The organism is Citrobacter sp. Ce006 (assembly GCF_030336535.1).
Classification (GTDB): Bacteria; Pseudomonadota; Gammaproteobacteria; order Enterobacterales; family Enterobacteriaceae; genus Citrobacter; species Citrobacter europaeus.
Map to the genome: position 1 here is coordinate 320,929 of NZ_JAOWDO010000065.1, position 13,995 is coordinate 334,923.

Genomic DNA, 13,995 nt, shown 5'->3' on the forward strand with positions numbered 1-13,995 from the left:
TTGAGTCCCACCACAAGGAGTGGAGAATGTCTTCCATTAAAACAGATAATAAAGCTTTTCTGAATGAACTGACCCGTCTGGTGGGTCATTCACACCTGCTCACAGACCCTGCTAAAACCGCCCGCTATCGCAAGGGCTTCCGCTCCGGCCAGGGCGATGCGCTTGCCGTCGTGTTCCCGGGCTCGCTTTTAGAACTGTGGCGCGTTTTGAGCGCCTGCGTCGCCGCAGATAAAATCATCCTGATGCAGGCCGCAAACACCGGTCTGACCGAAGGCTCTACGCCGAGCGGTAATGATTATGACCGCGAGATTGTCATTATCAGCACTCTGCGTCTTGATAAGCTGCACGTCATTGGCAAAGGCGAACAGGTTTTGGCTTACCCTGGAACCACGCTTTATTCGCTGGAAAAAGCGCTCAAACCGTTTGGCCGTGAGCCGCATTCAGTGATCGGTTCGTCTTGCATCGGCGCTTCGGTTATCGGCGGCATTTGCAACAACTCCGGCGGCTCGCTGGTACAGCGCGGTCCGGCATACACGGAGATGTCGCTGTTTGCGCGTATTGACGAACAGGGCAAATTACAGCTGGTTAACCATCTGGGTATCGAGCTGGGCCAGACCCCGGAGCAGATCCTGAGCAAACTTGATGACGAGCGGATTAAAGATGACGATGTCCGCCATGACGGGCGTCATGCGCACGATCACGACTACGTTACCCGCGTCAGAGATATCGAGGCGGACACGCCTGCACGCTATAACGCCGACCCGGATAGATTGTTTGAATCATCCGGTTGTGCCGGCAAGCTCGCGGTTTTCGCCGTGCGCCTGGACACCTTCGAAGCCGAAAAAAACCAGCAGGTCTTTTATATCGGCACCAACCAGCCAGAGGTATTGACAGAGATCCGCCGGCATATTCTGGCAAAATTTGAGCATCTGCCGGTCGCCGGTGAATACATGCACCGCGATATTTACGACATTGCTGAGCAATACGGCAAAGATACGTTTCTGATGATCGACAAGCTCGGCACCGACAAAATGCCGTTCTTCTTCACCCTGAAAGGTCGCACCGATGCGATGCTGGAAAAAGTGAAAATTTTCCGTCCGCACTTCACCGATCGCGCAATGCAGAAATTTGGTCATTTGTTCCCCAGCCACTTACCGGCACGCATGAAAAGCTGGCGCGATAAGTACGAACATCACCTGCTGTTAAAAATGGCCGGCGGCGGCGTGGCTGAAGCGCAAAACTGGCTTAGCGAATATTTCAAAACCGCTGAAGGCGATTTCTTTGCCTGTACCGCGGAAGAAGGCAGCAAGGCGTTTTTACACCGCTTTGCGGCGGCTGGCGCGGCTATACGTTATCAGGCCGTGCATGCCGATGAAGTGGAAGATATTCTGGCGCTGGATATCGCGCTACGCCGTAACGATACCGAATGGTACGAGCATCTGCCTCCAGAGATCGACAGCCAACTGGTGCACAAACTCTATTACGGTCACTTTATGTGCTACGTCTTCCATCAGGATTACATTGTGAAAAAAGGCGTGGACGCGCATGCGCTGAAAGAGCAAATGCTGGAACTCCTGCGCGAGCGTGGGGCGCAGTATCCGGCAGAGCACAACGTCGGGCATCTGTATCAGGCGCCGGAAACCTTGACCCGTTTTTACCGTGAGAACGATCCCACCAACAGTATGAATCCGGGTATTGGGAAAACGAGTAAGCAGAAGTTTTGGAAAGAGTCGTAAAGCAAAAAAAAGATAAGCGCCACCGGGCATGTTGCCGGGGGCGCTTCGCTTGCCCGGCCTACAGCCACATTAGTTTTGTGCAGGCCGGATAAGACGTCTTGTTTAATCGTTCTGTGCGATTTGCTCGCCCGTCGCCGAACCTGCCGCCGCCATCTGCGCGGCTTTTTGCTTTTTATAGCTCAGCGCCGCCGCCGGAACCGGCATCACCTTGCCCGTTTCAATCCAGGTACGTAAACGGCTGGCATCGGCAAAGTGGGTATATTTACCAAATGCATCCATCACCACCAGCGCCACCGGTTTGTTATTAATCACCGTGCGCATCACCAGACAGTGACCCGCCGCATTGGTAAACCCGGTTTTCGTTAACTGAATATTCCAGTTATCGCGGTATACCAAATGGTTGGTGTTACGAAACGGCAGCGTATACGCCGGATTGGCAAACGTCGCCATATCTTCGCGCGTCGTACTTAGCTGGCCAATCAGCGGATACTGTTTGCTGGCAATCAGCAGTTTGGTTAAGTCCCGGGCCGTCGAAACGTTATGAATCGATAAGCCGGTGGGTTCCACAAAGCGTGTCTGAGTCATACCGAGCGATTTCGCTTTGGCATTCATGGCTTTGATAAACGCGTTATATCCGCCCGGGTAATGATGCGCCAGGCTCGCCGCCGCGCGGTTTTCTGATGACATCAGCGCCAGCAACAGCATGTCTTTACGGCTAATTTCGCTGTTAAGTCGAACGCGAGAGTAAATGCCTTTCATTTCCGGCGTCTGGCTAATATCAACTTTCAGCTTTTCATTCAGCGGCAGTCGCGCATCAAGCACCACCATCGCCGTCATTAATTTGGTAATCGACGCAATCGGACGCACAAGGTCCGGATGGTTCGAATAGATAACTTTGTTGGTATTCAGATCAACAATCATCGCGCTACCGGATGCTATCTCAGGTTGAGAAGCCGCTGCGGTAGTTGCCGTTTTAGCCACGGCTTGGGGTGCAAAAGGAACGGCCAGCACCAGGGCAAGGCTTAATAATGAAACTCGGAATTTCAGCATGATGAGATTTCTGATAATGGTTCACGCACGTCACAACGCACACCGCCTGAGACTAAGTATTATCTCAAGCTAGCTCAGGCATCATAGCGATCCGGCAGGTTTGCCGCCACAGGAGAATCGTCTCGAAATGCTGCGTTGCTGACTTTTACGTCAACAACGCAGCGCAGACAGGTTTATCCGTCAGAATAACCGATAGCCGTAACCCCACAGGATTACCGTAATAGCCAGCAAAACTTCCAGTACCAGCACACCGATCGCCAGCGTCGAACTGGAAAAACTTAACCCTTCCTCACGAGTGATATTCAGGAACGTCGGTATACCGAGGTAAAGTAAATAGCCGGTGTAAAACAGCGCGATGGTCCCCACCAATGCGCACAGCCAGACCAGCGGATAAAGTGCGACGAGCCCGCTTAAAAACAGCGGCGTCGCGACATATCCGGCAAACACCATACAATGCGCCAGCGACGGACGCTGCGGGTAATTTCGCGCCATCCACCAGATAACCCGGCCCATGACGGCGACGCCTGCCAGCATCACCCCGTAAAACAGAATCGCCATCGCCAATCCGGTTAACAGGGATAATTTCAGGATATTGCCATCGCCAAAATTCCAGCCGATTTGCGTGGTGCCGATAAACGCGCAAATAACCGGGATTGCCGCCATCAGCAGTACATGGTGGGTGTAGTGATGCGAAACACTTTCGTTTTCGCTGTTGATCACGTGCATTTCACGATCGGGATGGGAAAACAGCCCCCAGACATGGTTCATACCGCCCCCTTCTTGTCAGCTCCGGACCTCAACACTTCAAGTATAATTCAGCTTTTGATTATTTTATGTACACAGGAAAAATACCGAAGCGCCAGGTTGTGCTTTTCCGGCATCAAATATTCATAGGGTGTATGCTATTAGTAGTGGAGGTCATACAATCGTATGGATATAAATCATTATGTTGCGCAATACGGCTATGCTGCGTTAATCATCGGCAGCCTGGCGGAAGGCGAAACCATTACCCTGTTAGGCGGCGTGGCGGCACATCAGGGCGTTCTGAAATTTCCGCTGGTGGTACTCTCGGTCGCACTGGGTGGGATGATTGGCGATCAGTTGCTCTATTTACTCGGACGCCGTTTTGGCGGCAAAATTTTGCAGCGTTTCTCGCGCCATCAGGCAAAAATTGATTATGCACAAAAGATGATCCAGCGACGTCCTTACCTGTTTGTGGTCGGTACGCGCTTTATGTATGGCTTTCGCGTTATTGGTCCTTTGCTGATTGGCGCCAGTCACCTGCCGCCGAAGATTTTTTTACCGTTGAATATTCTTGGCGCATTTGTCTGGGCATCGCTATTTACCACTCTCGGCTATGTCGGTGGCGAAGTGATTGCGCCGTGGCTGCACAGCCTTGACCAGCATATCAAGCATGGCATCTGGCTGGTGCTGGTTATCGGGATAGTCGCGGGCGTCCGCTGGTGGATGAAACGGCGAAGCGCACGTAAGCGCAATGAAAATGGCCCGACAGCTTAACACCGCGGGCCGAACAGTCAGGACGCGTGATAACCACCACCCAGCGCGCTGGTCAACTGGATTGAGGCATCCAGCCACTGGCCTTGTAAAAGCAGACCGTTGCACTGCTCGCGTAAAGCCGGGATCTTTGCCTCGCTGACCCGGGAGCCAGCAATAATACCGGCATTAAAGCGCGCCTGCGCCAGACCCACGACGCGCTGGGCATCATGCTCAATCTGCTGCTGATGCTGATTTTTCTGCGCCAGTGTTTCCACCTGCGAAGCTGCTCGCGCCACGTCATTCACTGCATCTACCACGGCTTTATTGTAATTCGCCACCGTCAGGTTGCTTTGGGCTTTGGTTATGTCGAGATTCGCATTTAGTCTGCCACTGTCGAAGACAGGCAGCGTGAGTCCGGCTGTGACACCCATTTGCTGTGCGGAATGGCGGAACAGGTCGCTCAGATGTAACGCATCCTGTTGTAAAAACGCTATCAGATTCACATCGGGATAAAACGCCGCTTTCGCCGCATCAATGCTGCTCAGCGATGATTCGATGTACCAGTGCGCCGCCTGTAAATCCGGTCGGCGGGCCAGTAGCGAGTAACCTAACTGGGACGGGAGCTGACTTTCGACCGCAGGCAGTTTGGTCGTATGGAGCTTCAGGGCAGTGGACTGGGCATTAGTCAGCGCGCTCAGTCGCGCCTCGATGACCTTCATTTTACCGCTGACGTCGTTTAACTGCTGCTCTGTCTTGCTGGAATCGATGTCAGTTTCAACGCCTTCCACTGAAGAAGTAAGACCGTTTTGATACAGCTGACGATCGACGGTAATCACGTTTTGCTGCTCAGTTTCGATTTGCGTCAGCACGGTTTTCAGCGCGGCCTGCGTTTGCCATTCCCAGTACAGTCGAGACACGCCGCTCGCCAGCAGCTGTCGGGTTTGCTCACGCTCGGCTTCACGCGCCTTAACGGCCCCTATACGCGCCGTCACTTCAGCCCGATTCTTACCCCACAGATCCAGATTCCAGCCTGCGGTTAAACCAAAGGTGCCGTTGGTGTACCACGGCCCTGTCGTCCCGGCGGCCGGATCGGTAATGGCAAACGGTCCCATCAGCCCTTCGGCTGACATTCTCTGACGCTCAACGTCCGCGGAGAAGTCGATCTCCGGGCCATCCTGCGCCTCCACCGCCTTAGCCTGTGCCTCCGCCAGTTGAATGCGCTGTTCCGCTACCTGCATATCAGGAGAATTTCGCAACGTGCTGTCAATCAACGCATTAAGCTGGGGGTCATGGTATGCCTTCCACCACTGGCTGTCCGGCCAGCCATTTTTTAACGCTGCGGGCAATGTGGTATCGACATTCGCAGCAGGAGCCTGCTGCGACAGAGACTGGCGGTCATCATGCATTGGCGCGCAGCCTGACATCAGAATAAAAAGCGGCAACAATGCCGCCGGGACTAAAACGGAATTACGATTCATGGAGATATACAGGTAAGAAAAGATGTGCAGAGATTACGACTTGTCGTTCCTGCTTTTTTAGTTACGCGTGGCAATACATCTTTGGCAATAAAATTATATAATCGGAAAAATATACACCAGACAAATAATATAGATTAAATAATTTTAATAATTAATAGATGGAGACGTTATGTCACAGAATATCTATGACGACCCTGAGTTCTTTGCAGGATACGCCACGCTGGATCGTTCGGTGAAAGGACTCGATGGCGCGCCAGAATGGCCGACAATACAAGCTATGCTCCCCTCTCTGCAGGGAAAAAACATTCTCGATTTGGGCTGTGGATATGGCTGGTTTTGTCGCTACGCGCGCGATAATCAGGCTGCCAGCGTATTGGGACTGGATATTTCACAAAAGATGTTAACCCAGGCGCACAGTATGACTCAGGGTAGTGGCATCGTTTATCAGCGTGAAGATCTCGAAATGCTTACCCTGTCGCCAAATTCCTTTGATCTGGTTTATAGCTCGCTTGCCCTGCACTATTTGCGCGATATAGAACGATTATTGGTAACGATTTACCAGTCATTAACACCAGGCGGCATGTTAGTTTTTTCTGCCGAGCATCCAATTTATACCGCACCGCTTAACCAGGGCTGGATAAAAGATAAAACCGGGCAACAGTCCTGGCCGGTCAATCATTATCAGCAGGAAGGCGAACGCATCAGTAACTGGTTTGCTGAAGGCGTCAAAAAACAGCACCGTAAACTGGCGACCTGGATTAATGCGTTGGTTGGGGCCGGATTCGACATCGTCTGTGTCGATGAATGGGGACCGTCTGCGCAACAGATTGCTGAAAACCCGGCGCTGGATGAAGAAAAAGAGCGGCCAATGGTGTTTTTGCTCAGCGCACGTAAACCAGCATAACAGTCCCCCCAGGCAGAATGATTGATACTTTCCTATACTCAATCTGAACTTACCAAAAAAAGGGAAAATTAATGAAAATTCTGCTGTGGGTAATTCTGATTATTTTTCTGATTGGACTGTTGGTGGTAACGGGCGTGTTTAAGATGATTTTCTGATATTGCTACGATATCAGCCAGGCCGGATAAGGTATTAGTATTTAATCCGGTCTGGCGCATCGGCTGCGTTTACAGGGTAATAGCCTGAATCGTGCGCGCGATATCCGGCGAATTGTTTAACGCACGAATCTCCTGAAACAGTGCAGTTGCCTCTGAATATTCTTTTCGCAAATACCCCAGCCATTGTTTAATCCGCGCCACGTGGTACAGCCCGGTGTCCCCCTGCTTTTCAAGACGGGTATATTTTTGCAACAACCTCACCACATCAGGCCACGGCATACGCGGCTCGTTGTACTTCACCACGCGACTCAGGTTCGGAATATTTAATGCGCCACGTCCAATCATCACCGCATCGCATCCGCTGATGGCCATGCAATCCTGGGCGCTTTGCCAGTCCCAGATTTCGCCATTCGCGATAACCGGAATGGAAAGCCGCTGGCGGATCTCACCGATCGCCTGCCAGTTGATATGTTCGGCCTTATAGCCCTGCTCCTTGGTTCGGCCATGCACGGCCAGTTCGCTGGCGCCAGCCTGCTGGACGGCATCGGCAATTTCAAACTGCCGGTCGCTGTTATCCCAGCCCAGACGCACTTTCACCGTCACCGGGAGATGAGCCGGAACCGCTTCGCGCATGGCTTTTGCGCCCCGGTAGATAAGCTCAGGATCTTTCAATAACGTAGCACCGCCGCCGCTGCCGTTGACCAGCTTCGACGGACAGCCGCAGTTCAGATCGACGCCGTACGATCCCAGTTCAACCGCGCGCGCGGCGTTCTCCGCCAGCCACTGCGGATACTGCCCCAGTAGCTGTATGCGCACCCGCGTGCCGGATGGCGTCCGACTGTCGTTATGCAGTTCCGGGCAGAGCCGATGAAATACTTTTGCCGGCAAGAGCTGATCCACCACGCGCACAAACTCGGTGATGCACAGGTCGTAATCATTCACTTCTGTCAGCAGCTCGCGCACCAGTGAGTCGAGCACGCCTTCCATCGGCGCCAGTAAAACACGCATATCGTCACCCGCAAAAAAAGAGGCGCTATGGTAGCGCCTCCGTTAGGGAGATTAAAGAGGCTCAGCGCGGCAACAGGCAGTTATCTTCTTTCCAGCCATACAGCCATTCCATACCACGATAAAATTCAGCCTGTGATTTCCCTTTCCACAGCAGATTACGCACCTGACGTTCGACTCCCGCAGCGTGATAAACACGGCCCATTTCGCGCGTCGACCAGACAATCCTGGCGGTACGCGGAATACGCACCGACTCATACAGGGCAAAGGCATCAGCCGCATCGCCGTCACACTGCTGTAACGCCCTACCAAGCGTGACGGCATCTTCCAGCGCCATACAGGCTCCCTGCGCCATATATTGCGCCACCGGATGTGCGGCATCACCCACCAGCGTAATACGTTCGGTGCCCCATTTTTCTACCGGTTCGCGGTCGGCAGTGGACCAACGCCGCCAGGACGTGGGTTTATCCAGCATCTGGCGCGGTCGCGCGTGAATTCCGGCGAAATAGGAGAGAACCTCCTCTTTACTGCCATCCTTCACTCCCCACTCTTCCTGCTGACGACTGTGGAAGGTCACCACCAGATTGTACTGTTTGCCGCCGCGCAGCGGATAGTGAACCAGGTGGCAGTGCGGTCCGGCCCACAACACTGGCGCGTTAATGCGCAAATCTTCCGGCATATCATCGCAATCAATCACCGCCCGGTAGACCACATGCCCGGTCACGCGTGGCGCATCGCCAATCAGAGACTGGCGAACGACCGATTTCACACCGTCACAGCCCACCAAAATATCCGCCGTCCAGCTGTTGCCGTGCTCATCAAATACCGTCACGTCATTCTCGGTCTGGCGAATATCAACCACGTTCGTTGAAGTGCGATACTCAACGTTGGGGTGAACCAGCGCCGCTTCCCAGACAGAAGCATGAATATCAACCCGATGGATAACCGCATAAGGGCCGCCGAAGTGATCGCGAAACGCCTGCCCGGTTTCAATATGTACCACCTCTTTCGCGTTTACCGCATCCATCATGGTGATGTGATCGGTAAAAACGGCGCGCCGGCGGGCGACGTCACCCACGCCAAGGCTGTCCAGAGCAGAGAACGCGTTCGGTCCAAGCTGAATACCTGCGCCAATTTCACCAATCTCGTGCGCTTTCTCCAGCAACATCACTTTAATGCCCTGACGGGCCAGCGATAGCGCAGTCGCCGCGCCGCCAATCCCACCACCCACGATAATTGCGCGTGTCACTTTAGCCATTGTCGTTCTCCTTATCAGGCTGGAATTTTGTCTTGTTGATTCTCGGGCGCGGCGGCGATAAACGCCGGAAGCTGGATACAGGCATCATATACCGCCTTACAACGCGGATATCCGCTCAGATCGCAGCCCATACGTAACGCGTTCGCCCACTGTGGGATCAGACAGCAATCCGCCAGCGTCGGCGCATCACCCACGCAGAACGTCCCCGAATGACTCTGGCGCAGCATCTGTTCCACCGCGCTTAACCCCTGCTGGATCCAGTGCGCATACCAGCGTTTTTTATCTTCTTCACTGACCTTTAATTCTTCACTCAGGTAGCGCAATACCCGCATGTTATTCACGGGATGGATATCACAGGCGATGGCATAGACGATTTCCAGCACCTTACTACGCGCCGGGAAATCGGCAGGCAGCAGCGGCGACTGCGGAAAGTGGCCGTCCAGCCAGTCGGTTATCGCCAGCGACTGCCCGAGTGATTCTCCGTCGTCGGTAACCAGCGTAGGCACCAGCCCCACAGGATTCATCCGCCGGTAGGCCAACTCGTTCTGCTGACCAATTCGAATGTTGACGCCCACCGTCTGGTAATCGAGCCCCTTCAGCGCCAGCGCAATGCGTACACGATATGACGCGGAGCTATTAAAGAAACTGTACAGCTTCATCATCCACCTCAGACAATCTTCACGGCGATGGGGGTTAAACCGTCTACGTTTCCGGTGATCACATCCCCTTTCACCACCGCCCCCACGCCTTCTGGAGTACCGGTGTAGATCAAATCGCCCGGCTGCAGTTCGAAAAAGCCGGACAGATAGCTAATGGTTTCATTAACGGACCAGATGAGGTGGCGAATATCGCTCCGCTGATGATCGTCGCCGTTGACCTGCAGCCAGATAGGCGCATGGTTAACATCCACGCTTTCGCTGGCTTTATGCAGCGGCGCGATGGGGGCAGAGAGATCGAACGCTTTGCCGATTTCCCACGGACGCCCCATCTGGCGCATCTCCATCTGCCTGTCGCGGCGGGTCATATCCAGACCGGTGGCATAGCCCCAGATATATTCGTGCGCTTTTTCCAGTGGTATATCGCTGCCCTTTTTACCAATCGCCACCACCAGCTCTATCTCATAGTGATAGTTATCGGTCTGCGAAGGGTACGGCAGTTCGAGGGTTTGACCTGCCGCCACCGGAACCACCGCATCGGCAGGTTTACAGAAGAAGAACGGCGGTTCGCGATCAGGATCAAAGCCCATTTCACGCGCATGAGCGGCATAGTTGCGGCCCACACAGTACACGCGGCGTACGGGAAATTGTTCATCACTGCCAACCACCGGAACGGTAACAGGCGCTTGTGGTTCGAATACGTATTGCGTCATTTTCTCTCTCCCAAATTAATAACGTGCTTCACGGAACAACCCCAGCGCTTCCTGAACCGGTCTGTCCGAAAAACTAAATAAAACGGTATCTTCGTGGGTCTTGAACGACACGCCGTGCCAGGTTGGCACCACGAAGATATCTTTTGGTGAAAAATTGAAGGTTTCGTTGCCGATGGTGACCTGCCCGCTTCCTTCCACCACGTGGTAGATAGTGCTGTCGGTGGTACGCGCCATCCGCGAAGCAAAGCCCTTCGGCAACAGTTGCAGGAAGGTCCCCATTGAAGGCATGGGATAACCACCGGTTACCGGGTTCACGTAACGCATCTTGTAACCGTCCCACTCATCGGCGTCGCCCATGTGGGTCAGGTCATGTAGCGCTTCACGGCTGCGATCGTAGCGATAGTTGAAAATGGGCGATGAGTTACCCTTCTGATGACGCAGCGGCAGCATATTGGCCGCATAGCGCGGTAAATAATCCCCTTCTTTGCGCGTGACCGGCTGTTGATCTTCCGGGTAGTCTTCTGCAAAGCCGCAGCCCAGAAGATTCACCAGCGGCAGATCCAGACCGTCCAGCCACACCACCGGTTCGCTGCCTGGGTTGCCGTGATCGTGCCAGCGCCACTGCGGCGTCAGAATAAAATCGCCTTCATGCATCTGGGTACGCTCACCATCCACGGCGGTAAATGCCCCTTTCCCTTCGACAATAAAGCGCAGCGCAGACTGATTATGGCGGTGACTCGGCGCAACCTCGCCCGGCATGATTAACTGCAATCCCGCGTACAGCGTCGGGGTGATTGAAGACTGTCCGCGTAGCATTGGGTTTTCCAGCACCAGCACGCGGCGAATCGCCTCTTTCGCGCCAATCAGATCGCCGCTTTCCAGCAGTAGCGGACGGATCTCCTGATAGTTCCAGTACGCAGGCGCGCAATTCGCGTTCGGCGTTGACGGCACCAGACGATGCAGCGACTCCCACAACGGGGTCAGATTCTGCCCGGAAATATGCTGGTAAAACTGCTGACGGCTGTTCTTAACATCCTGATTCAGTTCAGACATAGGGATTCTCCTTATTCATTCACAACACTTGCACGTGGCAGAGTATTTGAGGCAGAGGCCGACTGGCGGATAACAACCGTCAGCAGGGCTAGCATCACCGCGCTGATGGCCGCCGGAACGGCGATAATGAAAAACAGGTTATCGAATGAGAAATTCATCGCCATCATCACGCCGCCAGATAGCGAGCCGACAATCGCGCCGCAGCGGCCAATCGCATTAGACCAGCTGACGCCCGTCGCCCGACTCTGCGTCGGATAAAGCGTGGCGGTTAACGCATTGAGGCCCACCTGAGAACCACTGATACCAATGCCGGTGCCAAAAATGGCCAGCGCCATCAGCCACAAGCCGTTTTCGCTCAGGCCAATCATGACAATACACACCGCACCCAGCGCATAGCTCACAGCCAGCACGCGGAAAGGGTTGTATTTATCCATCAGCACTCCCAGCGCCAGCGCGCCGAGCGTACCGCCAATCTGGAAGGCGGCGGTCACCCATGAGGCATGCTGCAGGTCTATTCCGCGATGGTTTAACAGCGTCGGCATCCAACTGGAGAGCAGATAAATAATCAGCAAGCTCATAAAGAACACCACCCATAACATCAGGGTAATGGGTAGCTGTCGCCCGACGAACAGCTGGCGAATGCTGCCTTTAGCAATCGCGGTGCCCTCGTTGAGATAAAATTGGGTATTTTCATAACGTTCCCGGGTGATGGCGCTAACGGTTCTGGCAATCACGTTTTGCGGCAACTGACGACGAACCTGCCAGCGTGGGGATTCCGGTAAGGCAAACAACAGGGCCACAAACAGCATCAGCCGTAGAACGCCTCCCAGCACCAGGATGCCGTGCCAGCCAATGACCGGCACCAGCTGCGCGCTGACAATCCCGCCCATCGCCGACCCCAGGGTAAATCCACAGAACATCATGGTAACCAGCGCGCCGCGCCGACGCGCTGGCAGGTATTCTGACGTCATGGTGATGGTATTTGGCATCGCGCCGCCCAGACCTAATCCGGTAAGGAAGCGCAAAATGACCAGCGTTTGTAGGTCGGGAGAAAAAGCCGATAAAAGGCTCAGTGCGCCGAACAGCGCCACGCAGAGTTCTATCACGCGTTTGCGACCAAAACGATCGGACAGCGGACCGCAGAGCAGTGCGCCAGCGGTCAGACCCAGCAGGCCCGCGCCAAACAGCGGCGCCAAATCGCCGGCAGTCAGTTGCCAATGAGTGCGAATGTCGGGTGCGATAAAACCAATCGCCGCGGTATCAAAACCATCGAGCATGACGACCAGAAAACAACAGATGATAACGCGCCACTGGGTCTTGCCGACGGGGGCGGAATCGATCAGTGCTTGTAGATCACGTTGGTGAGTCATAGTGAATGCCTCAGTGCAGGTAGAGTAGATGTCTGTTTTGTTTTCGGTATGTTGCGACTTTGTATGTTTGGAGATGAAATGTACAATGGCTTTTCATGCAGAGGCATAACCTGGAGGTTATAGCAAATGGCTAACTGGGCGCAGAAACTGAAGTTGCACCACCTGCAAACGCTTATCGCGCTGGGCGAACAGGGGAATTTGACTCACGTTGCCCGGATGATGAATATCACCCAGCCAGCGTTGTCAAAATGGTTATCACAGCTCGAAGATGAGATTGGCATCACGCTCTTTGAACGTCACAGCAAAGGCTTGCGTCCTTCCGAAGGCGGTAAACTGCTACTTCAGCATGCCCAACGCCTGATCAATGATATGGAACGTTCGCAGTATGAAATCGCCCGTTTTAAGCAAGGCGGCCTGGTAGGGAGCCTGAAGATTGGTTGCTCGCCGGTGGCGACCGACTGCGTTTCACAGGCGATACTGGGTTTACTCACAGAACTGCCCACCCTGCATCTTAATATTGAAGAAAAGGTGATGACCCCGCTGCTGCACGATCTGCTTGCGGGTTCGGTGGATGTCGTCGTCGGTCGCGTCGGCGGCCGGGCGCTTCAGTTGCCGCTCAATTATCAGGTGCTGTATACCGAGCCGGTCTGCTTCGTCGCACGTCCCGACCATCCGCTGGCAAAATATCCCCTACTCACCTGGCACGATCTGGCTAGCTGGCGCTGGATTGTCTGGCCGACGGGAACGCCCATCCGGATAAGCATTGATAACGCGCTAGTAGATAACGGCGTCATGCTGCCGGAAAACATCATTGAATCGGCGTCGATTAACGTCAGCACCAACCTGCTGCAAAGTAGCGACATGATCTCTATTCTTTCTCTACGCCTGGCGCAGCGTTATGCCGCCCAGGGACAGTTGGCTATTCTGAATCTGCCGAAAATTGAACAAAAAGGCAGCGTAGGCGTATTCTGGCGCAACAATGAAACGCCCACTACCGCTTTGAATCGTTTTCTGTATTACCTGGCACAGGTTTAGCGTGGATAGTTAGGGCCATCGCCCGATGTTCCAGATATCTATTTCCTCTATGCTTAGAATTCATGATGTGATCGGTAGCACGTTT

At 53.9% G+C, this 13,995-nt stretch carries 14 protein-coding genes; 5 read left to right on the plus strand and 9 right to left on the minus strand.

The window, feature by feature from the left end; genetic code table 11:
• Nucleotides 1-26: 26 nt before the first annotated feature.
• The gene (gene dld, locus OGV94_RS08570) at nt 27-1,736 is read left to right on the plus strand and encodes a D-lactate dehydrogenase (protein WP_286523085.1); all 1,710 of its coding nucleotides are present in this window, start codon (nt 27-29) and stop codon (nt 1,734-1,736) included.
• A 102-nt stretch (nt 1,737-1,838) separates the two neighbouring features.
• On the opposite strand, the gene pbpG is transcribed toward dld, so the two are convergent.
• Together pbpG and OGV94_RS08580 are read right to left on the minus strand one after the other, a co-directional pair.
• Entirely contained in the window at nt 1,839-2,786 is a 948-nt protein-coding gene (gene pbpG / locus OGV94_RS08575; RefSeq protein ID WP_043016939.1) for a D-alanyl-D-alanine endopeptidase, read from the minus strand.
• A gap of 180 nt (nt 2,787-2,966) precedes the next feature.
• Nucleotides 2,967-3,554 (minus strand): Yip1 family protein, encoded by a 588-nt coding sequence (locus OGV94_RS08580; protein ID WP_043016940.1) that lies wholly within the window; start codon nt 3,552-3,554, stop codon nt 2,967-2,969.
• A gap of 162 nt (nt 3,555-3,716) precedes the next feature.
• Here OGV94_RS08580 and OGV94_RS08585 point away from each other — a divergent pair, with 162 nt between their 5' ends.
• On the plus strand, nt 3,717-4,304 hold the full coding sequence (locus tag OGV94_RS08585; RefSeq protein ID WP_043016941.1) for a DedA family protein: 588 nt from the start codon (nt 3,717-3,719) through the stop codon (nt 4,302-4,304).
• Between the two features lie 17 nt (nt 4,305-4,321).
• Here the strand turns inward: OGV94_RS08585 and mdtQ are convergent, their stop codons facing one another.
• A complete protein-coding gene (gene mdtQ / locus OGV94_RS08590) occupies nt 4,322-5,761 on the minus strand; it encodes a multidrug resistance outer membrane protein MdtQ (RefSeq protein ID WP_087052529.1) in 1,440 nt (479 codons plus the stop codon).
• 169 nt (nt 5,762-5,930) lie between these two features.
• On the opposite strand from mdtQ, the gene OGV94_RS08595 reads away from it, so the two are divergent.
• Nucleotides 5,931-6,665 (plus strand): class I SAM-dependent methyltransferase, encoded by a 735-nt coding sequence (locus OGV94_RS08595; RefSeq protein ID WP_087052528.1) that lies wholly within the window; start codon nt 5,931-5,933, stop codon nt 6,663-6,665.
• 71 nt (nt 6,666-6,736) lie between these two features.
• Entirely contained in the window at nt 6,737-6,820 is an 84-nt protein-coding gene (yohP, locus tag OGV94_RS08600) for a small membrane protein YohP (protein ID WP_015572324.1), read from the plus strand.
• A 69-nt stretch (nt 6,821-6,889) separates the two neighbouring features.
• On the opposite strand, the gene dusC is transcribed toward yohP, so the two are convergent.
• The 6 genes from dusC to mhbT form a co-directional block, all read right to left on the minus strand.
• Nucleotides 6,890-7,828 carry a tRNA dihydrouridine(16) synthase DusC gene (dusC, locus tag OGV94_RS08605; RefSeq protein ID WP_075145917.1) on the minus strand — a complete coding sequence of 313 codons (939 nt, stop codon included), beginning with the start codon at nt 7,826-7,828 and terminating at the stop codon, nt 6,890-6,892.
• A 61-nt stretch (nt 7,829-7,889) separates the two neighbouring features.
• Nucleotides 7,890-9,083 (minus strand): 3-hydroxybenzoate 6-monooxygenase, encoded by a 1,194-nt coding sequence (locus tag OGV94_RS08610; protein ID WP_213733312.1) that lies wholly within the window; start codon nt 9,081-9,083, stop codon nt 7,890-7,892.
• A gap of 14 nt (nt 9,084-9,097) precedes the next feature.
• Nucleotides 9,098-9,742: a maleylacetoacetate isomerase gene (gene maiA / locus OGV94_RS08615; protein WP_043016946.1), complete on the minus strand. Its 645-nt coding sequence runs from the start codon at nt 9,740-9,742 to the stop codon at nt 9,098-9,100.
• 8 nt (nt 9,743-9,750) lie between these two features.
• Nucleotides 9,751-10,452, minus strand: coding sequence for a fumarylacetoacetate hydrolase family protein (locus OGV94_RS08620; protein WP_075145915.1), 702 nt, complete (start codon nt 10,450-10,452; stop codon nt 9,751-9,753).
• A gap of 15 nt (nt 10,453-10,467) precedes the next feature.
• Nucleotides 10,468-11,505, minus strand: a complete 1,038-nt coding sequence (gene gtdA / locus OGV94_RS08625; RefSeq protein ID WP_075145914.1) for a gentisate 1,2-dioxygenase — start codon at nt 11,503-11,505, stop codon at nt 10,468-10,470.
• Between the two features lie 11 nt (nt 11,506-11,516).
• Nucleotides 11,517-12,875: a 3-hydroxybenzoate transporter MhbT gene (gene mhbT, locus OGV94_RS08630; protein WP_286523090.1), complete on the minus strand. Its 1,359-nt coding sequence runs from the start codon at nt 12,873-12,875 to the stop codon at nt 11,517-11,519.
• Nucleotides 12,876-13,001: 126 nt separating this feature from the next.
• On the opposite strand from mhbT, the gene OGV94_RS08635 reads away from it, so the two are divergent.
• Nucleotides 13,002-13,910 (plus strand): LysR substrate-binding domain-containing protein, encoded by a 909-nt coding sequence (locus OGV94_RS08635; protein WP_286523092.1) that lies wholly within the window; start codon nt 13,002-13,004, stop codon nt 13,908-13,910.
• The last annotated feature ends 85 nt before the right edge of the window (nt 13,911-13,995 follow it).